Here is a 24,480-nt window from a genome sequence, read left to right as displayed (position 1 = left end):
CTCCCCAGTACGGCCCAACCCTAAGGATTCCCCGACAATGGCTACTACAACCGCGCCCGTCACGGCCAGTCCGCCGAGCACCCCCCGGAAAACCCGCCCCGACCTCAAAGACCGCCGACGCCAGCGCTGGGGCTGGCTGTTCGTTGCCCCCTTCGCCGTCGTCTTCCTCACCTTCCTGATCCTGCCCCTGCTTTATGCCTTCCGCATGAGCCTGATGACCAGCACGCTGGCCACCGGCACCAACTTCGTCTGGTTCGACAACTACGCCAAGGCCTTCACGGATCCGATTTTCCTTGACGGCCTCCTGCGGGTTGGGAAATTCGCGCTGATCATGATTCCGGCGCAGATGCTCATCGCCCTTGCCGCCGCCCTCGTCCTCGACAACCTGGCGACGCGGGCATCGAAATTCTCCCGGCTGCTGATCTTCGTCCCCTATGCGATTCCCGTAGTGATCGGCGCGCTGATGTGGGGTTTCCTCTACAGCCCGCGCTTCGGGCCGGCGGGGGATCTGTTCGCGATCTTCGGGCTTAACTCCCCGGACTTCCTGGCACAGGGCAGCATCTTCGCATCGCTTGTGAACATCGTGACCTGGCAGTGGGCCGGGTACTACATGATCATCATCTACGCGGCGCTCCGGGGGATCGACCCGGGCATCTACGAGGCCGCGGTGCTCGACGGCGCAACGGGCCTGCAGATCGCACTGCGCGTCAAGGTCCCGATGATCGCCTCATCGATGGTGATGGTGCTGATCTTCGCCCTCATTGGAACCCTCCAGTTCTTCACCGAGCCCCAGGTCCTTCGGGCCGTGGCGCAGGGAGCCATCCCGGTGTCCTACACACCCAACATGTACGCCTACTCGCTGGCCTTCTCCTACAGCCAGTTCAACTACGCCTCCGCAATCTCCTTCGCACTCGGCATCGTGGTGTTCATCGGCTCCTACTTCTTCCTCTTCCTGACCCGCAAGCAGAGCGGACTGAAATAAATGGCACTGGTAACCTCAACCCCCGCAGCGCCCGACGAGGATGTGCGCCGCACCCGTTCGGTGCGGGCCGGCCGGACCGGCGGGCGCCGGATCGGCTCCCACATCTTCCTGCTGATCCTCGTGATCTACTTCATCACCCCGCTCTGGTGGCTGACCGTGGCAAGCACCAAGGACACCGCAGGGCTCTTCACCGGCAGCGGCGGGCCGCTCTGGTTCGATGACAGCTTCAACCTCTTCGACAATATTGCCGGGCTCTTCCAGCACCAGGACGGAATCTACTGGCGCTGGCTGGGCAACTCGTTCCTCTACGCCATCTCCGGCGGGGTGGGAGCCACGGTCCTTTCGGTTCTCGCCGGCTACGGTTTCGCGAAGTACCGCTTCCGCGGCAGGAACGCCTTCTTCGCGCTCCTGCTGGGGGCGGTGATGGTTCCCATGACGGCGCTCGTGATTCCCACCTTCGTCCTGCTCAGCGAGATCGGCCTGATCAACACCATCTGGGCCGTCATCCTGCCGTCCCTGCTCAGCCCCTTCGGCGTCTACCTCATGAGGGTCTACACCCAGGAGGCAATCGCCGACGAACTCCTCGACGCCGCCCGCGTCGACGGGGCAGGCGAACTGCGGACCTTCTTCCAGGTCTCGCTGCCGCTGCTCCGCCCGGCCATCGTGACGGTGCTCCTGCTCTCGGTCGTGGGCACCTGGAACAACTTCTTCCTTCCGCTGGCAGTGCTCAGCGACCCGCTGCTGCTGCCCGTCACAGTGGGCCTCAACAACTGGCAGGCGCTGTCGAATGCCGGCGCCGGCGGAGAACAGGTCTGGAACCTCATCGTCACGGGCGCCTTCATCTCCATCCTGCCGCTCATCATCGCCTTCCTCTCCCTCCAGAAGTACTGGCAGGGCGGCCTCTCGCTCGGCTCATTGAAGTAACCGCTCCGCCCCGGCGTACCCCGCCACTTCCTGCCTTCGATCCGCGGCCGGCCCGCCGGTCCACCGACCCCGAAAGGGACCCAATGAACACCGCACGCCTCACCCTCGATCCGCACTTCACGGTCGGACCCATCAACCGCCGCCTCTTCGGGTCCTTCGTGGAGCACCTCGGCCGCTGCGTCTATGACGGCATCTACGAGCCCGGCCACCCCGCAGCCGACTCCGAGGGCTTCCGGGAGGACGTCATCGCCCTCGTCCAGGAGCTCGGGGTTTCCGCGATACGCTACCCGGGCGGGAACTTCGTTTCGGGTTTCCGCTGGGAGGACAGCGTCGGCCCCCGGGAGGACCGCCCCACCCGGCTCGACCTCGCCTGGCATTCAACCGAGACGAACCAGGTTGGCCTCCATGAATTCTCCTCCTGGCTCGAAAAGGTCGGAAGCGAACTCATGCTCGCAGTGAACCTCGGAACCCGCGGCACCCTTGAGGCACTCGACCTCCTCGAGTACTCGAACATCGACAAGGGCACGGCGCTCGCCGACCAGCGGATGGGCAACGGCAAGGCGGATCCCTTCGGGGTGAAGATGTGGTGCCTCGGCAACGAGATGGACGGCCCCTGGCAGCTTGGCCACCGGTCGGCCGAGGACTACGGCAAGCTCGCCTCCCAGACAGCCAAGGCCATGCGGCAGCTCGATCCTTCGGTGGAGCTCGTCGCCTGCGGCTCCTCAAGTGCAGCCATGCCCACGTTTGGGGAGTGGGAGCGCACGGTCCTCGCCCACACCTACGACGACGTCGACTACATCTCCTGCCACGCCTACTACGAGGAGAAGAACGGCGACCTCGGCTCCTTCCTTGCATCGGCCGTCGACATGGACCACTTCATCGATGCCGTCGTCGCCACGGCGGACCACGTCAAGGCGGTCCGCGGCAGCGCCAAGACCATCAACATCTCCTTTGACGAATGGAACGTCTGGTACATCGAGCGCTTCCACGGCGTCGACAAGATCGAGGGCATCGACAACTGGCCGGTGGCGCCACGGCTGCTTGAGGACCGCTACTCCGTCGCGGACGCGGTGGTGTTCGGCAACCTGATGATCTCCCTGCTCAAGCACGCCGACCGCGTCACCTCGGCGTCCCTTGCCCAGCTGGTCAACGTCATTGCGCCCATCATGACCGAACCCGGCGGCCCCGCCTGGCGCCAGACCACCTTCTACCCCTTCGCCCTCACCTCGCGGTTGGCGCAGGGGGCGGTGCTCGAGGTCAAGCTCGACACCGGGACCTACGACACGGCCGTCTATGGCACCGTCCCGCTCGTCGACGCCGTCGCAACGCACGACGCCGACGCCGGAACGGCCGCTGTCTTCCTGGTGAACCGGTCGCAGACCGAGGAAGCCACTGTGACGATCGACGCAGCGGGCCTCGGGGTGCTCCGCCTTGTCGAGGCGCAGACCCTCGCGGATAAGGACTTCTATGCGTCCAACACGCTTCAGGAGCCGGAGCGGGTGGGGCTGAGTCCCAACACCAGCGCCTCCGTCTCAGGCGACACGATCACAGTGACGCTGCCGCCGGTGTCCTGGACCGCACTGTCCCTCGCGAAATGACGGCCGCCTTTTCCGCGGACCGGCCCCCGGGGGCCGGTCCCGGGGGTGCTCCGCACCGCCGGCGTGCAGTAGCGTTTCCGCAATGACGGGAAATAATTCCGGGGGAGCTGTGCGGCCGCAGCGCGGGGCGAATATCCGCGACGTCGCCCGTGCCGCGGGGGTCTCCCATCAGACTGTCTCCCGGGTCATCAACGGTCATCCGAGCCTGCGGGAGGAAACCCGCCAGCGCGTGGTCGAGGCGATGGAGCAGCTTTCGTTCCGGCCCAACCGGGCGGCGCGCGCCCTCGTGACAAGCAAATCCCGGATCCTCGGTGTGCTCGTCTCGCACGGTGTCGAGTATGGACCGGCGGCAAGCCTTCAGGCGATCGAGGCAGCCGCGGCCGACGCCGGGTACTCGGTGGATATCGCCAACCTTGAGCGGACGGACCGCAGCTCAATCGTCGCGGCGCTTGACCGCCTCATGGACCACGCAGTGGAGGGCCTTGTCATCCTTGCTCCCCAGTCGCAGTCCCTCGAGGTCATCGAGGACCTCTCGATCCGGCTGCCCTTTGTCACAGTGCACTCGACGGGGCGGATGGAGGACCACCGCCTTTCCGTGGACCAGCTGGCCGGGGCGCGCCTTGCAACACGCCACCTGCTGGAACTGGGGCACCGCGGCATCCTTCATCTGGCCGGACCGGACGGTTGGGTGGAATCCGCTGCGAGGCTCCAGGGCTACCGGGAGGAAATGGCCGCCTGGAACATGCCTGAGCGGGAGGCCCCGGAGGGCGACTGGACCGCCGAGTCCGGGTACCGCATTGGAAAAGACCTGGTCCAGGCCCGCGGCTTCAGTGCCGTGTTCTCCTCGAACGACCAGATGGCGCTGGGGCTCGTCCATGCGCTCTCGGAGGCCGGGCTTCAAGTTCCGCTAGACGTGAGCGTTGTCGGGTTCGACGACATTCCCGAAGCGGCCCACTACCTTCCGCCGCTCACAACGGTGCGCCAGGACTTCCCCGAGCTGGGGCGGCGCTGTGTTGCAGCCCTGCTGGGACTGCTGGGCGAGGAGCCCTCGCCGCCGCAGGGGGATGTTGCCCCGGAACTGATCATCCGCAGCTCCACGGCACCACCAGCTGACAGCCCGTCCAACCAAGCCGGTTGATCACACGGGTTGACCGGCTTGGCCTGATCAGCGGCGCACCCACCCCCGTCCCGCCCGACTTTCTGTAACCAAATCGTTATTCAATAGTTTCAACCCGTCCCCGCAGCGTGCGTGTATCGTGGCACGCACAGTGGATGTGACCGTTCACATTAACGACGGCGGACGGTTGATTTGTCCCTCATCCACAAGTACCACCCGAAAGACAATGAGGTTTCTCCGTGAGTGAAGCGTTCCCAACCCTTCCCGCCGTCGAGCATCCGGCGCCCCGTCCCTCGGGTTCCCTGCGAGCGCAGGACACCAACACCAAGTACGTCATCGGCATCGACTATGGAACGCTTTCCGGCCGCGCCGTTGTGGTGCGGGTCAGTGACGGCGCCGAGGTCGGCTCAGCGGTCACCGAGTACCCGCACGCCGTCATGGACTCGGTCCTTGCGGCAACGGGGGAGGCACTCCCGCCCGAGTGGGCCCTGCAGGTCCCCTCGGACTATGTAGAGGTGCTCCGCAGCGCCGTGCCCGCCGCGGTGCGCGACGCAGGCATCTCCCCCCAGGACGTCGTGGGGGTGGGAACCGACTTCACGGCCTGCACCATGGTTCCAACAACGGCCGACGGCACACCGCTCAACGAGCTTCCCGGCTACGCCGAGCGCCCGCACGCCTACGTGAAACTGTGGAAACACCACGCCGCCCAGGGTCAGGCCGACCGCATCAACGAGCTGGCCCGGCAGCGCAACGAGGCCTGGCTGCCGCGCTACGGCGGACTGATCTCAAGCGAATGGGAATTCGCCAAGGGACTGCAGCTCCTTGAGGAAGACCCGGAGCTCTACTCCCGCATGGATCACTGGGTTGAAGCCGCCGACTGGATAGTCTGGCAGCTCACCGGCCGCTACGTCCGCAACGCCTGCACCGCCGGGTACAAGGGCATCCTGCAGGACGGAGCGTACCCGACCCGCGGGTTCCTTGCCGGCCTCAACCCCGAGTTTGAATCCTTCGCCGAGGACAAGGTGGAGCACCCCATCGGTGCCCTCGCCTCCGCCGCAGGCACTCTCTCCGAGGAAGCAGCCGGGTGGACCGGGCTGCCCGCGGGAATCGCCGTCGCCGTTGGCAATGTCGACGCCCACGTCACGGCACCCGCGGCGCAGGCCACCGACCCCGGCCAGATGGTCGCCATCATGGGGACCTCCACCTGCCACGTCATGAACGCCGAAACGCTCCGGGAGGTGCCCGGGATGTGCGGCGTCGTCGACGGCGGGATCGTCGAGGGGCTTTACGGCTACGAGGCAGGGCAGTCCGGGGTGGGCGACATCTTCGCCTGGTTCGTCGCCAACCAGGTTCCGGCCGGAATCACCGCCGAGGCGGCGCGGCTGGGACTGAGCGTCCACGAGTTCCTGACCGAACAGGCGCGGCACGAACCCGTCGGCGCCTCCGGGCTGATTGCACTCGACTGGCACTCAGGCAACCGCTCCGTCCTCGTTGACCACGAGCTCTCCGGCCTGGTTGTCGGGCTGACCCTCGCCACTGCGCCTCACGAGGTGTACCGTGCGCTCCTTGAATCGACGGCCTTCGGGACCCGGCGGATCGTCGAGGCCTTCAACGACTCGGGCGTCCCGGTCACCGAATTCGTCGCGGCCGGCGGGCTGATCCGGAACTCCTTCCTGATGCAGACCTACGCCGATGTGCTCAACATGCCCATCTCGGTGATCGGCAGCTCCCAGGGACCGGCGCTCGGCTCGGCCATCCACGCGGCAGTCGCCGCGGGGGAGTACCCGGACATCTCCGCCGCGGCGAAGGCGATGGGGCGCCTGCAGCGCGCTGCGTTTACCCCCGATCCCGGCCGGGCCGAGGCCTACACGGCCCTTTACAACGAGTACCGGGAGCTCCACGACTACTTCGGCCGTGGCGGCAACAACGTCATGCGCCGGCTCAAGGCGATGCGCCGCTCCGCCCGCTCTGCTTCTCCAGCCCCTGCGGCCTCTTCAACCCAGGCGGTGTCGGCATGAGCGGATTCTCGCCGGCGCTCGAAGCGGCAATCGCGCGGACGCGGCAGGAAGTCGCCGACCTGCACGCAGAACTGGTGCGCTACGGGCTCGTCGTCTGGACCGGCGGCAACGTTTCGGGCCGGGTGCCCGGGGCTGACCTCTTCGTCATCAAGCCCAGCGGCGTCGGCTACGACGAGCTGTGCGCCGAGAACCAGATCCTGTGCACCCTCGACGGCACTGTCGTCCAGGGAACCCCCGGCTGCGAGCGCTCGCCTTCCAGCGATACGGCAGCCCACGCCTACGTCTACCGCCACCTGCCCGAGGTCGGCGGGGTTGTCCACACCCATTCCACCTACGCCACGGCCTGGGCGGCCCGCGGGGAATCAATCCCCTGCGTGCTTACCGCAATGGCCGATGAATTCGGGGGAGAGGTGCCCGTCGGCCCCTTCGCCGTCATTGGGGACGACTCCATCGGCAGGGGCATCGTCGAGACCCTCGCCGGGCACCGGTCCCGGGCCGTGCTGATGAAGAACCACGGCCCCTTCACGATCGGCAAGGACGCCCGCGACGCCGTCAAGGCCGCCGTCATGCTCGAGGACGTCGCCCGCACCGTGCATCTCTCCCGCCAGCTCGGGGAACCGGCGGCGATAGCAGAAACCCACGTCGATTCGCTCTTCGACCGCTACCAGAAGGTCTACGGCCAGCCCGTTGCGCCACCCTCAACCCCAGCAGGAGCTAACTGATGGCCCCCCTCAGCACTACCCTCGACACCTACGAAGTCTGGTTCCTCACCGGCAGCCAGGACCTCTACGGCGACGAAACCCTCGCCCAGGTGGAGACGCAGTCCCAGGAGATCGTCAAGATCCTCAACGACTCGGGTCTTCCGGTGAACATCGTGTGGAAACCGACCCTGAAGGACTCCGACTCGATCCGCAGGATGGCCCTCGAGGTCAACGCCGCCGACAACGCCATCGGCGTCATTGCCTGGATGCACACCTTCAGCCCCGCCAAGATGTGGATCGCGGGCCTCGATGCCCTGCGTAAGCCACTGCTCCATCTTCACACCCAGATCAACGTCGCCCTGCCCTGGGCCGAGATCGACTTCGACTTCATGAACCTTAACCAGGCCGCCCACGGCGACCGCGAGTTCGGGTACATCCAGTCGCGGCTGGGCGTCCCGCGCAAGACGGTCGTCGGACACGTCACCAACCCGGCCGTCACCGGCCAGGTCTCGAGCTGGCAGCGCGCGTGCGCCGGCTGGGCCGCCGTTCACGAGCTGAAGGTTGCCCGCTTCGGCGACAACATGCGCAATGTCGCCGTGACGGAGGGCGACAAGACCGAGGCAGAGCTGCGCTTCGGCGTCTCGATCAACACCTGGGGCGTCAACGACCTCGTTGAGGTTGTCGACGCCCAGCCCGAGCACCTCATCGACGACCTCGTCGCCGAATACGGGGAAAGCTACGACGTCGCACCCGAACTGCGGCGCGGCGGCGACCGCCACGAGTCGCTGCGCTACGGCGCCCGCCTCGAACTGGGACTGACCTCCTTCCTCGAGGCCGGCGGCTTCGGTGCGTTCACGACGAGCTTCGAGGACCTCGGGGGCCTGCGGCAGCTTCCCGGCCTCGCCGTTCAGCGGCTCATGGCCAAGGGCTACGGGTTCGGCGCCGAGGGGGACTGGAAGACCGCCGTCCTGGTGCGTGCCGCCAAGGTGATGGGTGCGGGCCTGCCCGGCGGCGCCTCACTCATGGAGGACTACACCTACCACCTCGTTCCGGGGGAGGAGAAGATCCTCGGCGCGCACATGCTCGAGATCTGCCCCACACTGACCACGGCGCGGCCCTCGCTCGAAGTGCACGCCCTCGGCATCGGCGGCCGCGAAGACCCCGTCCGCCTTGTGTTCGACACCGACTCCGGACCCGGCGTCGTCGTCGCCCTCTCCGACATGCGCGACCGCTTCCGGCTCACCGCCAACGCCGTCGACGTCGTCCCCCCTGACGCGCCGCTGCCGAACCTCCCGGTGGCCCGGGCCGTCTGGAAACCCGCACCGGACCTCGCGACCTCCGCGGCGGCCTGGCTCAGCGCCGGCGCCGCCCACCACACGGTGCTCAGCACGGCCGTCGGCCTCGATGTCTTCGAGGACTTCGCGGTCATCGCCGAAACCGAACTCCTGCGGATCGACGACTCGACGACACTCCGGGAGTTCCAGCGCGAACTGCGTTGGAACGCGGCCTACTACCGGCTCGCCTCAAAACTGTAATCAACTCAGCAACCCCTGGGCGATGGCGCCCGGACCGACGAAAGGTAAACCTAGTGAACAAGAACTTCCTCAAGGGCGTCGCCGCAGCCGGCGTGCTCGCACTCAGCCTGAGTGCCTGCGGCGGCAGCCGCGGAGCCGACGCCGGAGCAGAAGGCGGCGAAGGCTCGAACGAAGGCGCCAAGATCGGCGTCGCGATGCCTACGCAGCAGTCCGAGCGCTGGATCGCCGACGGCGAGAACGTTAAGAGCCAGCTCGAGGAACTCGGCTACGAGGTCGACCTCCAGTACGCCAACGACGACATCCCCACCCAGGTCTCCCAGATCGAGAACATGATCAACGGCGGAGCGAAGGCCCTCGTCATCGCTTCGATCGACGGCACCACCCTCACGAGCGTCCTCGACACCGCCGAATCCCAGGACATCCCGGTCATCGCCTATGACCGCCTGATCAACGGCTCCGACACCGTCGACTATTACACGACGTTCGACAACTTCGAGGTCGGCGTCCAGCAGGCCACCTCGCTGCTCACCGGGCTCGGCGTGCTCGATGAAAACGGCAAGGAAACCGGCGAGAAGGGACCCTTCAACATCGAACTGTTCGCCGGAAGCCCCGACGACAACAACGCGACGTTCTTCTGGGACGGCGCAATGGAGGTCCTGCAGCCCCACCTCGACAGCGGCGTGCTGACGGTTCCCAGCGGCCAGACCGACTTCGAGCAGGCCGCGATCCTGCGCTGGCTCCCCGACACCGCCCAGGACCGTATGGAGGACCTCCTGACCGTCGGCGGCGGCAAGCGCCTTGACGGCGTCCTTTCGCCCTACGACGGCCTCTCCATCGGCATCATCTCCGCCCTGACCTCAGGCGGGTACTCCGCCGACGACCTTCCCGTCGTCACGGGCCAGGACGCCGAGGTCGGCTCGGTCAAGTCGATCATCGCCGGCGAGCAGTACTCCACGATCTTCAAGGACGTCCGTGAGCTCGGCAAGCGCGCCGTCACGATGGTCGATTCCCTGATGAAGGGCGAGGAGCCGGAGGTCAACGACAAGGAGACCTACGACAACGGGGAAAAGATCGTTCCCTCCTACCTGCTCGAGTCGGAGATCGTCACAGTCGACAACTACGAGAAGAGCCTCGTCGAGACCGGCTACTACACCGAAGACGACCTGAAGTAAGGAATCCGGGCCGGGCGGCAGCGCCGCCCGGCCCGAGCTCCAGCACGTTGCACACTCCAACTTTCAAAGGACGCTCAATGACCGAGCACATTCTTGAGATGCGACGGATCACCAAGACATTTCCTGGGGTCAAGGCGCTCTCCGACGTGAACCTCGCCGTTGCGCGGGGGGAGGTCCACGCGATCTGCGGCGAAAACGGCGCAGGCAAATCGACCCTCATGAAGGTGCTCTCCGGTGTCTACCCGCATGGCACCTACGACGGCGACATCAGCTTCGACGGCGAAGCGGTCTCCTTCAAGGACATCAAGGACAGCGAAAGAAGCGGAATCGTCATCATCCACCAGGAACTCGCGCTCTCCCCGTTCCTCTCCGTTGCCGAGAACATCTTCCTCGGCAACGAGCGCTCCAGCCGCGGCTTCATCAACTGGAACGAAACGAACGTCGAGGCCGCCAGGCTGCTCCGCCGGGTCGGGCTGACGCTCAACCCCGTGGTGCGGGCCGGGGACATCGGCGTCGGCAAGCAGCAGCTTGTCGAGATCGCCAAGGCGCTGTCCAAGAACGTCAAGCTGCTCATCCTCGATGAACCGACGGCCGCACTCAATGACGAGGACTCCGCACACCTGCTCGGGCTCGTGAAGGGGCTGCGCGACGAGGGCATCACCTGCATCATCATCAGCCACAAGCTCAACGAGATCCGCTCGATCGCCGACTCCGTGACGATCCTGCGCGACGGCAGGACCATCGAGACGCTCAGCCTCCACGACGGCTCGGTCACCGAGGACCGGATCATCAAGGGAATGGTGGGGCGTGAGTTGAAGAACCGTTACCCCGAGCGCACCCCCTCGATCGGGGCCGAAATCCTTCGTGTCGAGGACTGGACGGTGCACCACCCCCAGGAGCACTCCCGGGTTGTTGTCGACAACGCCAACCTCAGCGTCCGGGCCGGTGAAATCGTCGGAATCGCCGGGCTCATGGGAGCCGGCCGCACCGAACTCGCAATGAGCATCTTCGGGCGCAGCTACGGCTCGAACATCTCCGGAAAGCTCTACAAGGACGGCCGGCAGATCTCCGCCAAGACCGTCAGCGACGCGATACGCCACGGCATCGCCTATGCCACCGAAGACCGCAAGCGGTACGGGCTGAACCTCCTCGACGACATCAAGCGCAATATCTCAGGCGCCGCCCTGGGCAAGCTCGCCAAGCGCGGCTGGGTGGACGGCGGACAGGAGGCGGTCGTCGCCGGCGGCTACCGGACCTCCATGAATATCAAGGCCCCATCGGTCACAGCAGTGACGGGGAAGCTTTCCGGGGGAAACCAGCAGAAGGTCGTGCTCTCCAAGTGGATGTTCGCCAACCCCGATGTGCTCATCCTCGACGAGCCGACGCGCGGCATCGACGTGGGCGCCAAGTACGAAATCTATACGATCATCAACTCGCTTGCCGCCGAAGGGAAAGCGGTGATCGTCATCTCCTCGGAGCTGCCGGAACTGCTCGGCATCTGCGACCGCATCTACACCCTCGCGGAGGGCTCGATTACAGCCGAAATTCCGATCGGTGAGGCTACGCCCGAGCTTCTCATGCAGCACATGACCAAGGAAAAGGACTGAATCCCATGGTTTCGACCCTCACCGATGCCCCGGTCAAAACCGCGGCGCCAACAATCACCGATGCGGGAAAGTTCCTTGCGAGCAGGCTCCGCCAGATCGGTATTTTCGTAGCACTCCTGGTGATCGTCACGTTGTTCCAGCTGCTCACCGGCGGCAAGCTGCTGCAGCCTGACAACGTCTCGAACATCATCGTGCAGAACAGCTACATCCTGCTGCTGGCCATTGGCATGGTGATGATCATCGTCGCCGGGCACATTGACCTCTCCGTCGGATCCGTCGCCGCGTTCGTCGGCGCGATGTCCGGCATCATGATCCAGGACTGGAACTTCCCCTGGTGGCTCGCTTTCGGAGCCTCACTCGTGATCGGCGGCCTCGTCGGGGCGTGGCAGGGCTTCTGGGTGGCCTACGTCGGGATTCCGGCGTTCATCGTGACCCTCGCGGGAATGCTCGTTTTCCGCGGACTCACGCAGATCACCCTCGAGAACCAGCGCATCACGGGATTCCCCGTCGAGTACCGGCAGCTGGGCGGAGGGTTCCTGTTCCCAGGACTCTTCCCTGCCGACACGAACATCCTCGACTGGACGACGGTGGGCATCGGACTCCTCGCCGTCGTGCTGCTTGTCGTCAGCCAGCTGCGGGGGAGGGCAATGCGCGCCAAGCTGAAGCTCGAAGACGAGCCCATGGCCTGGTTCGCCACCAAGCTCGCCTTCGCCGGCGTCATCATCCTCGGCCTGACCTACCTGCTGGCCAGCTCGCGCAGCGGCACCCCCATCGTCCTCGTGGTGCTCGGGCTCCTGGTTGTGACCTACAGCGCGGTGATGGGCAACAGCGTCTTCGGACGCCACATCTACGCCCGCGGCGGCAATCTCCAGGCCGCCCAGCTCTCGGGGGTCAACACCAAGAAGATCGACTTCTACCTCTTCGTGAACATGGGCGTGCTCGCCGCACTGGCGGGGCTGATCTTCACCGGCCGCCTGAACTCGGCGGGTCCGGGTGCCGGAAACCTGTTCGAGCTCGACGCGATCGCAGCCGCCTTCATCGGTGGTGCGGCAGTCACCGGCGGGGTCGGGACCGTGATCGGCGCCATCACCGGCGGCCTGATCATGGGCGTGCTCAACAACGGCATGTCACTGCTCGGCGTGGGGATCGACTACCAGCAGTTCATCAAGGGCATGGTGCTCCTGCTGGCCGTGGGATTCGACGTTTTCAACAAGCGGCGTGCCTCCACCGCGTTGAAATAGAAAACCTTCGCCATCCGCGTAACCTTTCCATCCAGGCCGACGATTACCAATGTGTGAGTGCCGCACCGGGGCTTATCCCCCAACGGGCCCCGGTGCGGCCTTCTCATGGGTTGTCCAGGCACATCGCGCCGCACCCCGCCGGGGGTTGATTCTCTGGTTACGATGGTCCTCGTTGTGCCACCTCGCCCAAGGACTCCCATTTTGGTTTCAAAGCTGTCTGATGACGCGCTCTCACGCGCGCAAGCCGGCGAGCCTGCGGCCTTCGAATCGATCTATGCGCACCTGAGCCCCTCCCTGCTCGGATACTTCGCCGGCAGGGGCGCCGAGGACCCGGAAGCTCTCACCCAGGAAGTGTTCCTTGCGGTGTTCAGCAGACTCGACACGGTCCACGGCGGCGCGGAGGGCCTGAAGACCCTCGTTTTTTCTGTGGCACACGCCCGATACGTCGACGAGGTGCGCCGGCTCGCCCGCCGGCCCTCACAAGCGGTGTACGAGCCTGAAAGCGACGTCCGGACCAGCGTTTCGGCAGAAGCCGCGGCCCTTAACGGTTTCGGCGAAGGCAACATCGAGCAACTGCTCGCCGCCCTCAAGGCGGAACACAGGGAAGTGTTGCTGCTGCGGATCGTCGCAGGGCTGTCAGTGGACCAGGTTGCCAAAGTTGTAGGGAAGACTGAAGGTTCAGTGAAGCAACTCCAACGGCGGGCCCTGATCAAATTGAGGGAACTCGTTGAGCTCGATGAAGCGGAAGCGTCATGAATAAACCAGCGCACGGGGAAGATCCGGTGCAGAAACTGCTCGACGAATCCGGAGTTCCCTCCTCCGAAGGCCTCTCGAATGCCCTCGAGGCCGTTCGGGCCCTGGCCAACGGGCCGGTCCCCGAGGTGGCTGCCGAACTGGCCCAGCTCATGGCCGCCGGTGGAGCGCAGCCGCGCGGGCGCAGAAACCGGCACCGGGCCACCTTCATCGGGGGAACCCTTGCCATCTCAATGGGCCTGGGCATGTCGGGGGTTGCCGCCGGAACGATGCATTTCCCCGAAGGCTTTGGCCGCACAGCCGAGGCTGTGATCCACCTGCACGGCAGGGAAACCGGCGCGGAAGCTTCGGCCGCCGATGAAAAGGAAAACCCGCGCCACGACCTGCCGGCGGTCAAACAGCCGGGAGCCGAAATCGACTCAGCGATTCCACGGCTTGGCGACGCCCGTCCCTCCGGAATACACGGCGGGTTCGAGGCGGCACCGCCGCCGGAGAGCATGGATCCCGGGGCCACACCGCCCCAGCCGCCAGCACCCCCGGCAGTGCCCGCGCCGCAGGAACGCTCAGTGCCGGCACCGGCCCTGCCCGGCCACCTAGCACCCGCAGATCCGAAACACGGTTCAGGAAACCCTGACCCAGGAAACCCTGACCCAGGAAACCCTGATTCAGGAACCCCGCCGGCCCACGGTCACTGGAAAGATGTGCTCCACGGCATCACGCCCGGCGGGCTGCACGGTGCACGGGATCAAGCAGACCTGGCGAGACGCCCGGGGCCTTCAGGGGAGCTTCGACCTCCGGGGCCCACCAATCCGGTGCAGGAAGGCACTCCTGCCCACCCGGCGCGGCCCGGGGCGGCTGAGCCGCCCGCCGGCGGGCGCGCTAAGGCCGGTCACAACGGCGCAGGAAGCGGTGAGACGGTCCGCCGTCGTGCTGATAACGGTGGCTCCGAAAGTGGTGGAACCGCGGCGCATCCCGGCACGCTGCCGCAGCTCCCCGTGGAAGTACCAGCTTCAGAGCCCGGCGACGAGGAACCCGCAACGCAGCAACCGGCCGTGTCTGAGCCGGCCGTGTCGGAGTCAGTCGCACCGGACCCGGCCGCGCCTGAGCGGGCTCCATCGGAGCCCGTCACCGGCGAAACGGCCGACCCCGACCCAACTACGCCGGGATCAGCCGTATCTGGACTGGCTCCTGCGGAACAGGAAGCGCTGGACAAGACAGTGCCGGAGGCAGCACGGGAACAGCCAGAATCGGAGCAGGCAGAATCGGCACCGGCTGCGCCCGGCCCCGCGGTGTCCACTCCAGTGGAGCCGGGTCCAGCAGCCCCGGACTCAGTCGGCGGCGAAACGGCCGCCGCCGGCTGAGCTAGGACGTAATCTGGCGCTTGGAGGAGATGATGCCGGTGTTGAAGCCGGCAAGGTTCAGTCCGCCGTGGAACCGGGCGTGCTCGATCTTGATGCACCGGTCCATCACCACGTCCATCCCCGACTCTTCGGCAGCGCGGGCAACGTCCTCGTGCCAGGACCCGAGCTGCAGCCACAGGGCCTTCGCGCCCACCGCCTGCGCCTCGGCAAGGACCGAGGGGAGGTCGTCGTGCTTGCGGAACACGTCGACGAGGTCGGGGACCTCCGGCAGGTCCGCCAGCGAGGCATAGGCCGGCTGGCCGAGGATCTGCGTGGCCACGGGATTGACGAAGTAGAGCCGGTAGGGCGACGACGACTGCAGGTAGGTTGCGACGAAGTACGACGCCCGCGACGGCTTGTCCGATGCGCCGACGATTGCCACCGACTTCGCCCGCCGCAGCAGTGCCAGCCGCTCCGGTGCCGAGGGTCCTTCCCAGGTCCGCGTTGGCGCGCTCATGCCCCGACTCCTACAGCGCAGGTCCGGCCGTCCTCCGAGGGCGGTGCGCCCACGTTCCGGGCAGCATCGGGCGCGTTGGACGCATCCGAGTTCGACACTGCAGCCTCGAGCGCCTGGTCAAGGTCCCAAAGGATGTCCTCAAGGTCCTCAAGCCCCACCGAGATGCGGATCAGGTCCTCCGGGATGCCCGCCGCCAGGAGCTGCTCCGGCGAGAGCTGCTGGTGGGTTGTCGATCCGGGGTGGATGACAAGGGTCCGGGCATCACCGACATTGGCAAGGTGCGAGGCGAGCTGCAGCGACTCGATGAAGGTCTTTCCCGCTTCGCGCCCGCCCCGGACCCCGAAGCTGAATACCGAGCCCGGTCCCTGCGGCAGGTATTTCAGTGCCCGGCCGTGGTGGGGGTGGCTGGTGAGCCCCGCGTAGTTGACGTACTCGACGCGCGGATCCGCCTGCAGCCACTCGGCAACAGCTGCGGCGTTTCGAACGTGCTCGTCGACGCGCTGCGCCAGCGTCTCGACTCCCTGGAGCAGCTGGAACGCCGAGGTGGGGGACAGCGCGGGGCCGATGTCACGCAGCTGTTCGGTGCGCAGTTTGGTGAGGAAGCCGTACTCCCCAAAGTTGGCCCACCATTGGATGCTCCCGTAGGACGCGACCGGCTCGGTCATCGTGGGGAACTTCCCGTTTCCCCAGTTGAACCTGCCGCTTTCGACGACGATGCCGCCGAGCGTGGTTCCATGGCCGCCGATGAACTTGGTGGCGGAATGGATAACGATGTCGGCGCCGTGCTCGAGGGGGCGGATCAGGTAAGGGGTGCTCAGGGTGGAGTCGACGATCAGCGGCACCCCGGCGTCGTGCGCCACCCGGGCAAGGCCCTCGAGGTCGGCGATCTCGCCCGACGGGTTGGCGATCACCTCCGCATAGACGGCCTTCGTGTTCTCCCGGATTGCGGCAGCATAGTCCGCCGGATCGGTTCCCGGCACAAAGGTGGTCTCGATCCCGAACCGGCGCAGCGTTACATCGAGCTGCGTCACAGTCCCCCCGTACAGCTGGGAGGCGGCAACGATGTGGTCGCCGGCCTGGCAGAGGGCGGCGAAGGTGATGAATTCGGCGCTCATCCCCGAAGCCGTGGCGACGGCGCCGATCCCGCCCTCAAGGGAGGCGATGCGCTCCTCGAAGGCGGCAACAGTGGGGTTGCCGATCCGGGAGTAGATGTTTCCGTACTTCTGGAGCGCGAAGAGATTGGCGGCGTCGTTCGTGTCCTTGAAGACAAACGACGTCGTCTGGTAGATCGGCACGGCGCGGGCACCGTGGGTGGCATCGGGAGTGCCTCCCGCGTGAAGCGCGCGGGTGCGGAAGCCGAAGGTTTTCTCAGTCATCAGACGCCTGCCTTGGTGGGGAGAGGTTCGAGGTGGAAGTCGACGCCTGCCTTGGCGGCGAGGTCGGCTTCGAGGGAGCGGACAATCGGCAGGACATCCCTGCCGAACGCTTCAACCTCCTCCTGGAAATGCAGGTAGCAGGTGAGCAGCAGGTTCACCCCGATCTTCTTGTACTCGACGATTCGTTCGGCGATCTGCTCGGGCGTGCCGATGAGCTGGGTCCGGAAGCCGTCGTTGTACTGGATGAGGTCCTCGAAGGAGGAATCCGCCCACATCCCCTTCTTGTCGGCCGTTGAGGCCCCGGCCTCCTGCACCGCGTCGCGGAAGCCTTCAACGGCCGGCCGATGGGCCTTGGCGACGATCTCGCGCAGCGTCTCGCGTGCTTCTTTCTCGGAGTCGCGTGCAATGACGAACCCGTTGAGGCCGAACCGGGGCGACCTGCCGACGGCCGTGGCGGAGGCCTCTACCCCGGCGATGTTCTCCTTGAACCCCTCGAGGTCCTTGCCGTTGGAGAAGTACCAGTCGGCAACCCGCCCCGCCGCGGCCTGGGCCGCAGTGGAATTGCCGCCGAAGAAGATTTCGGGGTGGGGGCGGCCTGGAACATCAACGGGCGGCGGGCTGAGCGTGAAATCCGAGATGGAGTAGTACTTGCCCGTCTGCGTGTAGCTTTCCCGGGTCCACAGGCCGCGCAGCACGCGGATGAACTCCTCCGTGCGCACATACCGTTCGTCGTGTTCGAGCCAGTCGAGGCCGAAGTTGGTGAATTCGCTCTTCAGCCACCCCGAGACGATGTTGACGGCCGCGCGCCCGTTGGAGATGTGGTCGGCGGTGATGATGAACTTCGCCAGCACGCCCGGATGCCACATGCCCGGGTGGACGGCGGCGATGACCTTGAGCCTCTCGGTTGCGGCGAGCAGGGCGAGGGAGAACGACGTCGCCTCGTGCTGCTTGTCGGCGCCGTACGACGCCGCGTAGCGGGTCTGCGACAACGCGTATTCGAATCCTGCGTCCTCGGCGATCCGCGCAAGTTTCTTGTTGTACTCGAAATCCCAGCTGGTGCGCTGCTCGATTGTGGAAACCACGAGCCCCCCGCTCACATTAGGGACCCAGTAGGCAAACTTCAGGGGCTGCGAATAATCGACTGTGCTCACAAATCCTCCATCGGTTCTGGCGGTAGCACCCTACTGTCAGCGCGTTCTGCGCTGGCCAGGGTTGCTGCGGCGTCATAAAGCCAGATCTCTCGGCCGCTCGGGATGGTCATTACCGAGTGTGACAGCACGGGTGCCCGGCACCAAGAAATGTGTCGCCCCGGGTCGGCGCAGATTTGGACGGGGCAGGAAGGCGCCGGGTGGACTTGCGGGGCATTTCGAGTATGGTTTGCGTCACGTGGCGTCATCGGCGAGGTTGGCCGCCTGGCTCATACCCCGCGGCGGTGGCCCACCGTCACTTGTTGAGCGAACAAAGGAGCTGGCAGTGGATCTGCGATCACTGGGGCTCGTGGTGCATGGAGGAAAGCAACGGGCCATTGACGCGGCGGAGGCCCTCAAGAGCTGGGCCGCTGAGAACGGCGTGTCCGTCACGGAGGTGGATGTCTGGTCGGCGGACGACGAGGGCCACCTGACGCATCACCACGTGCCGCTCGGCCCGTTTGACCTCGTTGTGACGATCGGCGGAGACGGCACCTTTCTGCGCGGGGCGGCTGTGGCGATGTCCTGCCAGTGCCCTGTCCTCGGGGTGAATGTGGGCCGGCTTGGGTTCCTTGCCGAGGTGGAGCCGGAGAACCTTGTCGAAGCCCTCAGGGCCGTGATCGCCGACGAGACAATCGAGGAACAGCGCCTCACCCTCACCATCCGCTCGAGCAGGCCCCTTGAGATCCCCAGTGAGCTCGGGGCGCTCATCCACAATCCCAAGGGACCCGTTGCGGAATCGCCGCTGGTCCGGGACGACGCGGTGGAGGTCCTGGGCTGGGGCGTCTGCATGGACATCACCGCAATCAACGACGTTGTCTTCGAGAAGCTCAGCCGGGACCGCCAGGCGAGCGTCGCCGTCTATATTGGGGCCCGCCGGTTCGTTTCCTATTCGGCAGACGCCCTGATCATTTCCACGCCCACCGGATCAACGGCCTACTCGTTCGCTGCGGGAGGACCCATCGTCTCGCCCCGCGCCAACGCCCTGGTTTTCACGCCCGTCGCAGCTCACATGGTCTTCGACCGCAGCCTTGTCGTTGCCGCGGACGAGCTGGTGTCGGTGCGCGTGCTCGAGCGCAGCGGGCAGGTATCGATGTCCGTCGACGGCCGGATTGTCGGGGTGCTGAACCCGGGGGACTGGGTGGGCGTCTACGCACGCCCTTCGGCGCTGCGCATGCTGCGCCTGCATGAGCCTGACTTTTTCGGCAGGGTGCGGGACCGGTTCGGGCTGGTCGACGCCGCGGCTGCGGCCGCCGACGGAGATTCCCCGGTCGACTATTTCCCAAGCACGCCCAAGCCCGACGACATGAAGCACGTCCACATTCCGACCCAGCCGCTCGAGTCCTGGATGGGCTCCAAGACGGAGTAGGCGAAGCTTCAGGACCGCCGCGCGAGCACCTCGGAGATGCCCGGGAGGCACCCCTCGTTCTGCAGGGAGGTGGTGTCCCCAAGGGGCGATCCTTCGTACAGCCCGGTCAAGAGGCGGCGCATGATCTTCCCGGACCGGGTCTTGGGCACGTCCTGGACCACGATGACGGCACCCGGCTTGGCGATGGGCCCGATCTCGGCGGCAACGTGCCGGCGCAGGGTGGATTCGACGTCGCCCGTTCCGCCCGAACCGGGTGCCAGCACGACGAATGCGGCGATGGCGTGGCCGGTGAGCGGGTCGGCGACGGGGCACACGCCGGCCTCGCTGACCAGCGGGTGCGCGACGAGGGCCGATTCGATTTCGATCGTGGAGAGCCGGTGCCCCGAGACGTTGATGACGTCGTCAACCCGCCCCAGGATCCAGATGTCGCCGTCGTCGTCGTAACGGGCGCCGTCCCCGGCGAGGAACCAGCCCTGGCGGGCAAATTTGCGCCAGTAGGAGTCGAGGTAGCGGCGCGGGTTCCCCCAGACGGTGCGGGCCATGGCCGGCCCGTGGCGGTCGACCACCAGCAGGCCGGAAACGCCGGGAGGCACTGCGTTTCCCTCATCGTCGACGATGCGGGCGCCCACTCCGGGCAGGGCCCGGGCGGCGCACCCAGGCTTGAAGTTGGCGTCCGCCGGACTGGGGGAGAGCACGGTGGCGCCGGTCTCCGACTGCCACCACGTGTCGACGACGGGAACCTCGCCGCGGCCGAACTGGTCCCGAAGCCACCGCCACGCCGCCGGGTTGACGGCCTCCCCGACCGTTCCGAGGACGCGGATGCTCGAGAGGTCGTAGGAGTCCGGGACGCCCTCGGGGAACCAGTGCATCAGCGAGCGCACGAGCGTGGGCGCCGTGTAGTAGCTGGTGACCCCGTAGCGTTCGATGATTTCGAAATGCCGGCCCGGGTGCGGGGTGTCGGGAGTTCCTTCGAAGATGACCTGCGTGGCGCCGTTGGACAGCGGCCCGTACAGCTCGTAGGTGTGGGCGGTCACCCAGGCGAGGTCCGCGGTGCACCAGTGGACGTCGCCGGCCCGCTCCGCGGGGTCGGGTGAGCTGAAGAGGTGCTCGAAGCTCCAGGACGCCTGGGTGAGGTAGCCCCCTGAGGTGTGGAGGAGCCCCTTGGGCCGCCCCGTGGTGCCTGAGGTGTACATGATGAACAGCGGCGTTTCGGCGTCGAATGCCTCGGGGGAGTGGGAGGGGGATGCGTTCCCGACGGCGTCGGCCCAGTCAACGTCCCTTCCCTCGGTCCACGCGATGTCCGAGCCGGTGCGCCGGACAACAAGGACGTGCTCGAGATCGGTCACCCCGGCCACCGCGGCGTCGGCGATGTCCTTTACCGGCACGGCGGTTCCGCGCCGGAACTGCCCGTCGCTTGTGACGAGCAGTTTCGCTCCGGTGTCCTGCACCCGGAACCTCAGGGCCTCGGCGGAGAACCCGCCGAAGACGAGGGAATGGACGGCTCCGATCCGTGCACACGCGAGGGTGATGACAACCGTCTCGACGAGCACGGGAAGGTAGATCACCACGCGGTCGCCCTTGCGGATGCCCAGGGCCAGCAGGGCGTTGGCTGCCCGGCTTACCTCATCGAGCAGTTCGGCGTAGGAGACGCTCCGGCGGTCACCGGGTTCGCCCTCGAAGTGGAGCGCGGTTTTCGCGCCGTTGCCGGCGGCCACGTGCCGGTCAACGCAGTTCGCGGTGACGTTCAGGCGGCCGCCGGCGAACCATTCGATCCTCGGGACCGACAGTTCCCCGTCCGGGCCCGGCCGCGCCGGATCGAAGGTGTGCGCGGTGTGCCAGTCCCCGGTCCAGTGGAGGCGCCGGGCCTGATCTTCCCAGAAGCGGATGCGCTCGCGCTCCGACGTCCCCGGGTCCGGATGGGGTTCCGCCGGGTTCAGGCCCACCGCCGCACCGCCCAGCGCTGGGCGAGGCCGAGGAGGGCGTCGGTCGTCTTGCCGAGGACAGCGAGCAGGATGATCGCCAGGAAGATCCTGTCCACCCTCCCGTTGTTCTGGGAATCGCTCAGCAGCCAGCCCAGGCCCATCGAAGCGGCGATGAGTTCGGCGGCAACCAGGAACAGCCACGACTGCGCAAGGGCGAGGCGAAGCCCGGAAAACACCGCCGGGACGATGGCGGGCAGCTGGACGGTTGTCAGCAGCTTCATGCCGTTGAGCCCGAACGCGCGCCCTGCCTCGACGAGGTTCCGGTCGACGTGGCGCAGGGCCAGCGAGACGGTGGTGAAGACGGGGAAGAACGCACCGATCAGGATCAGCGTGACCTTCGAGTCCTCGTTGATGCCGATCCACAGGATCAGCAGGGGAACCCACGCCAGGGAGGGCACGGCGCGCAGCGCGCCGATCGTCGGGCCGAGAAGGGAATCGGCGAACCGCGACAGTCCGAGCACCGCACCGGCGAGAAGGCCCAGGGCCGCGCCAAGACCGAAGCCGATCAGCACGCGCTGGGTGCTGATGGCGATGTGCAGGGACAATTCGCCGCGTCCCAGCAGCTCCCCGGCGGCGCGCACGACGGCGCCCGGCGGCGGCAGCTGCACAGCACTGAAAACACCGGTGACCGAGTTGAGCTGCCACGCCCCAAGCAGCAGGGCCGGAACGATCAGCCCGAGCAGGAGCCCGCGCAGCCGCACCCCGGCCCCGGGGGAAGCCTTCGTGCGGGGACCGGTCGGAGCGCCCGGCGTCGTCCCCGCCGTGGCGGGAACCGGCGCCGCAGGCGGCGCCGGGAGCTCAGCCGGCGGTAATTCGTTGCCCGGCGCGGTCATCAGGAGGCTCCGACAGCGGCAGGGTCGGCCTTCTTGACGAGGGAGTCGTCGAAGAGGGTATCGAGCGCTTCGTCGACCTGTTCCTGGCTTGAGACGTCGCCGGATTCGACGAAGACCGGGCCGATCTTCTCAAGGACGTTCCGCTGCGCCTCACCGGGTGCCGGGTCAACGTCGAGATTCGTGCGCTCAAGGATCACCGAGTTGGCGAGTTCGACGTCGATGCCCGCAACCTCGGCGAGGATTGCGGCCGTTTCCTCCGGATTCTCCTTGGCCCACGCCCTGGCCTTTTCGTAGGCGTTGACGACGGTCTGGGCGACGTCGGGCTTTTCCGCGAGGAATTCCTCATTCGCGTTGAGGAACCCGTACGTGTTGAAGTCGATGTTGCGGAAGAACAGCTTGGAGCCGTCCTGTTCGGCTGCGGCCATGATGGGGTCGAGCCCGGACCACGCGTCAACCGCACCGCTGGCCAGGGCTGCACGGCCGTCGGCATGCTGGAGGTTCTGCACCGTGACCTCGGAGGGGTCGACGCCGGCCGACTCGAGCGCCTGCAGGAGGAAGAAGTACGGGTCGGTGCCCTTCGTGGCGGCCACGGCCTTTCCGCGGAGGTCCTCGACCTCGGTGATGTCCGAGCCCGGCGCGGCGACGAGGGCCGACCACTCCGGCTGCGAGTAGATGTCGATCGTTTTGATCGGTGAGCCGTTGGAGCGGGCGAGCAGGGCGGCCGATCCCGCTGTTGAGCCTACGTCGATGGCGCCCGCGCGCAGGGCCTCGTTGGCTTTGTTGGATCCCGCCGACTGCACCCAGTTCACTGAGACGTCCTGGTCCTTGAGTTCTTCCTCAAGCCAGCCCTGATCCTTGATGACGAGGCTCAGGGGATTGTAGGTGGCGAAGTCGATGTTGAGGGTTCCGCCTTCGGTGGCGGCGTTGGCAGCGGCGCCCTCCGTTGAGGCGTTCTCCCCGGCAATGCATCCGGTGAGTCCAAAGGACAGGGCGGCGGTGACGGCGGCGGTGGTGAGGAGCGAGCGGCGGGTCATGGGTTTCCTTTGGTGGGGTGACGCGGAGGTGGTTGATGCGGGGAGGCGGAGTCTGCGGTGTGTGGAGAAGGAAGGGGGTGCGCCGAAGGCTGGCCGGTTGGGGCCGGCGCAGGGGTGGTGGTCACGAAACGGCTGCGATCCGGGGGATCAGCGGGGCCGGGCGTGCCGGGTGGGGGCACCGGCAACAGCCGGCGGGAGCGTGCTGGACGCGGGTCAGTGCCCGGGAACGCCCAGCATGCCTAGGAGGGAACTGCGCAGCGACCGCAGCGCAGGCGCATTGCGGTCCCGGGGCCTCGCTTCGGGCACCGACACCAGCTCGGCGATGGTGGAGCCGGGCCCGTCACCGTTGGCGCCGAGCACTAGGATGCGGTCGGCGAGTTGAAGGGCTTCGTCGACGTCGTGGGTCACCAGCAGCACTGTGGTTGGCTGTGCCGCGTGGATCTCGAGGAGCAGGTCCTGCATCTTGATGCGGGTGAGGGCATCGAGCGCGCCGAAGGGTTCGTCGAGGAGCAGGACGCCGGGGTTGCGGGCAAGCGCACGGGCCAGGGAGGTGCGCTGTGCCATGCCGCCGGATACTTCGCGGGGACGGTGCTTGGCGAAACGGTCGAGCCCCACCAGCTTCAGCAGCTCGGCGACCTTGGCCTTGCCGGCGCTGGCGCTCGACGACTTGGGCAGCCCGATCGCCACATTGGCCTGGAGTGTGTGCCACGGCAGCAGGCGGGGCTCCTGGAACGCGACGGCACAGCGCTCGTCGATTCCGCGGACCGGCGAGTCGCCGATGACGACGCTTCCCGTGTCCGGGGCATCAAGGCCCGCCGCCGCACGCAGCAGGGTGGATTTTCCGCAGCCGCTGGTGCCCAGGATGGCGAGCACTTCACCGGCAGGGACATCGATGCTTACATCGCGCAGAACAACCTGTTTGTGGCCCGGGGTGCCGAAACTGCGCCCCAGGTGGGAAAAGCTGATGGGCAGGGCCTGCTTGCGGCGCGCCTCAGCGGTGGATGTTTGTGCCAAAAGAGCGGTCATGATTAACTCCATCGATCCTGGCAGTAGCACCCTACGAATCAAGCCTTCACCGGCGCTTGTGGCTTCCGGTTCCCGTGGCTTGGTCCTTGTTATTGCCCAATATCAGGGGGATACGGGCAACCAGGGTTGCTGCGGCGTCATCGATCCAGGTCTCTCGGCCGCTCGGGA

At 66.6% G+C, this 24,480-nt stretch carries 20 protein-coding genes and 1 riboswitch; of the genes, 13 read left to right on the top strand and 7 right to left on the bottom strand.

Annotated features, from left to right (window positions below; all coding sequences use genetic code 11):
* Positions 1-37: 37 nt before the first annotated feature.
* The 12 genes from AC4D14_RS12430 to AC4D14_RS12375 all read left to right on the top strand — a co-directional run bounded on the left by AC4D14_RS12430 (position 38) and on the right by AC4D14_RS12375 (position 15,009).
* Positions 38-982: a carbohydrate ABC transporter permease gene (locus tag AC4D14_RS12430; RefSeq protein WP_490902731.1), complete on the top strand. Its 945-nt coding sequence runs from the start codon at positions 38-40 to the stop codon at positions 980-982.
* Complete coding sequence (locus AC4D14_RS12425) at positions 983-1,906, top strand: carbohydrate ABC transporter permease (RefSeq protein ID WP_490902726.1); 924 nt, start codon at positions 983-985, stop codon at positions 1,904-1,906.
* Between the two features lie 83 nt (positions 1,907-1,989).
* Entirely contained in the window at positions 1,990-3,504 is a 1,515-nt protein-coding gene (gene arfA, locus AC4D14_RS12420) for an arabinosylfuranosidase ArfA (RefSeq protein WP_490902724.1), read from the top strand.
* A gap of 82 nt (positions 3,505-3,586) precedes the next feature.
* On the top strand, positions 3,587-4,642 hold the full coding sequence (locus AC4D14_RS12415; protein ID WP_490902721.1) for a LacI family DNA-binding transcriptional regulator: 1,056 nt from the start codon (positions 3,587-3,589) through the stop codon (positions 4,640-4,642).
* A 281-nt stretch (positions 4,643-4,923) separates the two neighbouring features.
* On the top strand, positions 4,924-6,639 hold the full coding sequence (araB, locus tag AC4D14_RS12410) for a ribulokinase (protein ID WP_490903303.1): 1,716 nt from the start codon (positions 4,924-4,926) through the stop codon (positions 6,637-6,639).
* Positions 6,636-7,361: an L-ribulose-5-phosphate 4-epimerase gene (locus tag AC4D14_RS12405; RefSeq protein WP_490902718.1), complete on the top strand. Its 726-nt coding sequence runs from the start codon at positions 6,636-6,638 to the stop codon at positions 7,359-7,361. The genes araB and AC4D14_RS12405 overlap by 4 nt, the downstream gene beginning before the upstream one ends.
* Positions 7,361-8,875: an L-arabinose isomerase gene (gene araA / locus AC4D14_RS12400; protein ID WP_490902717.1), complete on the top strand. Its 1,515-nt coding sequence runs from the start codon at positions 7,361-7,363 to the stop codon at positions 8,873-8,875. The genes AC4D14_RS12405 and araA overlap by 1 nt, the downstream gene beginning before the upstream one ends.
* Positions 8,876-8,928: 53 nt before the next feature.
* A complete protein-coding gene (chvE, locus tag AC4D14_RS12395; RefSeq protein WP_490902716.1) occupies positions 8,929-10,047 on the top strand; it encodes a multiple monosaccharide ABC transporter substrate-binding protein in 1,119 nt (372 codons plus the stop codon).
* A gap of 77 nt (positions 10,048-10,124) precedes the next feature.
* The gene (mmsA, locus tag AC4D14_RS12390) at positions 10,125-11,654 is read left to right on the top strand and encodes a multiple monosaccharide ABC transporter ATP-binding protein (RefSeq protein ID WP_490902715.1); all 1,530 of its coding nucleotides are present in this window, start codon (positions 10,125-10,127) and stop codon (positions 11,652-11,654) included.
* A gap of 5 nt (positions 11,655-11,659) precedes the next feature.
* The gene (mmsB, locus tag AC4D14_RS12385; RefSeq protein ID WP_490902713.1) at positions 11,660-12,895 is read left to right on the top strand and encodes a multiple monosaccharide ABC transporter permease; all 1,236 of its coding nucleotides are present in this window, start codon (positions 11,660-11,662) and stop codon (positions 12,893-12,895) included.
* Positions 12,896-13,096: 201 nt separating this feature from the next.
* Positions 13,097-13,651: an RNA polymerase sigma factor gene (locus AC4D14_RS12380; RefSeq protein ID WP_490902710.1), complete on the top strand. Its 555-nt coding sequence runs from the start codon at positions 13,097-13,099 to the stop codon at positions 13,649-13,651.
* Positions 13,648-15,009, top strand: coding sequence for a hypothetical protein (locus AC4D14_RS12375; protein ID WP_490902707.1), 1,362 nt, complete (start codon positions 13,648-13,650; stop codon positions 15,007-15,009). Before AC4D14_RS12380 ends, AC4D14_RS12375 begins: the two co-directional genes overlap by 4 nt.
* 1 nt (position 15,010) lies before the next feature.
* On the opposite strand, the gene AC4D14_RS12370 is transcribed toward AC4D14_RS12375, so the two are convergent.
* Genes AC4D14_RS12370 through sfnG form a run of 3 tightly spaced genes read right to left on the bottom strand, consistent with a single transcriptional unit; the run spans position 15,011 to position 18,032 of the window.
* Positions 15,011-15,505 carry a CoA-binding protein gene (locus tag AC4D14_RS12370; protein WP_490902706.1) on the bottom strand — a complete coding sequence of 165 codons (495 nt, stop codon included), beginning with the start codon at positions 15,503-15,505 and terminating at the stop codon, positions 15,011-15,013.
* Complete coding sequence (locus AC4D14_RS12365; RefSeq protein ID WP_490902705.1) at positions 15,502-16,881, bottom strand: O-acetylhomoserine aminocarboxypropyltransferase/cysteine synthase family protein; 1,380 nt, start codon at positions 16,879-16,881, stop codon at positions 15,502-15,504. The genes AC4D14_RS12370 and AC4D14_RS12365 overlap by 4 nt, the downstream gene beginning before the upstream one ends.
* Positions 16,881-18,032 (bottom strand): dimethylsulfone monooxygenase SfnG, encoded by a 1,152-nt coding sequence (sfnG, locus tag AC4D14_RS12360; RefSeq protein WP_490902704.1) that lies wholly within the window; start codon positions 18,030-18,032, stop codon positions 16,881-16,883. Before sfnG ends, AC4D14_RS12365 begins: the two co-directional genes overlap by 1 nt.
* Before the next feature lie 4 nt (positions 18,033-18,036).
* Positions 18,037-18,141: riboswitch (SAM riboswitch) on the bottom strand.
* Positions 18,142-18,354: 213 nt separating this feature from the next.
* Here sfnG and AC4D14_RS12355 point away from each other — a divergent pair.
* Positions 18,355-19,437, top strand: a complete 1,083-nt coding sequence (locus AC4D14_RS12355) for an NAD(+)/NADH kinase (RefSeq protein WP_490902701.1) — start codon at positions 18,355-18,357, stop codon at positions 19,435-19,437.
* 8 nt (positions 19,438-19,445) lie between these two features.
* Here AC4D14_RS12355 and acs read toward each other — a convergent pair whose 3' ends face one another.
* The 4 genes from acs to AC4D14_RS12335 all read right to left on the bottom strand — a co-directional run bounded on the left by acs (position 19,446) and on the right by AC4D14_RS12335 (position 24,312).
* Complete coding sequence (gene acs, locus AC4D14_RS12350; RefSeq protein ID WP_490902699.1) at positions 19,446-21,380, bottom strand: acetate--CoA ligase; 1,935 nt, start codon at positions 21,378-21,380, stop codon at positions 19,446-19,448.
* Positions 21,371-22,252, bottom strand: a complete 882-nt coding sequence (locus tag AC4D14_RS12345; protein WP_490902696.1) for an ABC transporter permease — start codon at positions 22,250-22,252, stop codon at positions 21,371-21,373. The genes acs and AC4D14_RS12345 overlap by 10 nt, the downstream gene beginning before the upstream one ends.
* Positions 22,252-23,286, bottom strand: a complete 1,035-nt coding sequence (locus AC4D14_RS12340; RefSeq protein ID WP_490902693.1) for an aliphatic sulfonate ABC transporter substrate-binding protein — start codon at positions 23,284-23,286, stop codon at positions 22,252-22,254. The genes AC4D14_RS12345 and AC4D14_RS12340 overlap by 1 nt, the downstream gene beginning before the upstream one ends.
* A 213-nt stretch (positions 23,287-23,499) precedes the next feature.
* Positions 23,500-24,312 carry an ABC transporter ATP-binding protein gene (locus AC4D14_RS12335; RefSeq protein WP_490902690.1) on the bottom strand — a complete coding sequence of 271 codons (813 nt, stop codon included), beginning with the start codon at positions 24,310-24,312 and terminating at the stop codon, positions 23,500-23,502.
* Positions 24,313-24,480 lie beyond the last annotated feature (168 nt).

It is taken from the genome of Arthrobacter sp. TJ-254, assembly GCF_058269175.1.
The sequence above is the reverse complement of the archived record's forward strand: the minus strand, read 5'-3'. Positions and strand labels throughout refer to the sequence as shown.

What these genes read in the sequence shown, in the direction of transcription:
- AC4D14_RS12430 (WP_490902731.1), top strand. Translation starts at nt 38, where the DNA reads ATGGCTACTACAACCGCGCCCGTCACGGCCAGTCCGCCGAGCACCCCC.
- AC4D14_RS12425 (WP_490902726.1), top strand. Translation starts at nt 983, where the DNA reads ATGGCACTGGTAACCTCAACCCCCGCAGCGCCCGACGAGGATGTGCGC.
- arfA (WP_490902724.1), top strand. Translation starts at nt 1,990, where the DNA reads ATGAACACCGCACGCCTCACCCTCGATCCGCACTTCACGGTCGGACCC.
- AC4D14_RS12415 (WP_490902721.1), top strand. Translation starts at nt 3,587, where the DNA reads ATGACGGGAAATAATTCCGGGGGAGCTGTGCGGCCGCAGCGCGGGGCG.
- AC4D14_RS12405 (WP_490902718.1), top strand. Translation starts at nt 6,636, where the DNA reads ATGAGCGGATTCTCGCCGGCGCTCGAAGCGGCAATCGCGCGGACGCGG.
- araA (WP_490902717.1), top strand. Translation starts at nt 7,361, where the DNA reads ATGGCCCCCCTCAGCACTACCCTCGACACCTACGAAGTCTGGTTCCTC.
- mmsA (WP_490902715.1), top strand. Translation starts at nt 10,125, where the DNA reads ATGACCGAGCACATTCTTGAGATGCGACGGATCACCAAGACATTTCCT.
- mmsB (WP_490902713.1), top strand. Translation starts at nt 11,660, where the DNA reads ATGGTTTCGACCCTCACCGATGCCCCGGTCAAAACCGCGGCGCCAACA.
- AC4D14_RS12375 (WP_490902707.1), top strand. Translation starts at nt 13,648, where the DNA reads ATGAATAAACCAGCGCACGGGGAAGATCCGGTGCAGAAACTGCTCGAC.
- AC4D14_RS12370 (WP_490902706.1), bottom strand. Translation starts at nt 15,505, where the DNA reads ATGAGCGCGCCAACGCGGACCTGGGAAGGACCCTCGGCACCGGAGCGG.
- AC4D14_RS12365 (WP_490902705.1), bottom strand. Translation starts at nt 16,881, where the DNA reads ATGACTGAGAAAACCTTCGGCTTCCGCACCCGCGCGCTTCACGCGGGA.
- AC4D14_RS12345 (WP_490902696.1), bottom strand. Translation starts at nt 22,252, where the DNA reads ATGACCGCGCCGGGCAACGAATTACCGCCGGCTGAGCTCCCGGCGCCG.
- AC4D14_RS12340 (WP_490902693.1), bottom strand. Translation starts at nt 23,286, where the DNA reads ATGACCCGCCGCTCGCTCCTCACCACCGCCGCCGTCACCGCCGCCCTG.
- AC4D14_RS12335 (WP_490902690.1), bottom strand. Translation starts at nt 24,312, where the DNA reads ATGACCGCTCTTTTGGCACAAACATCCACCGCTGAGGCGCGCCGCAAG.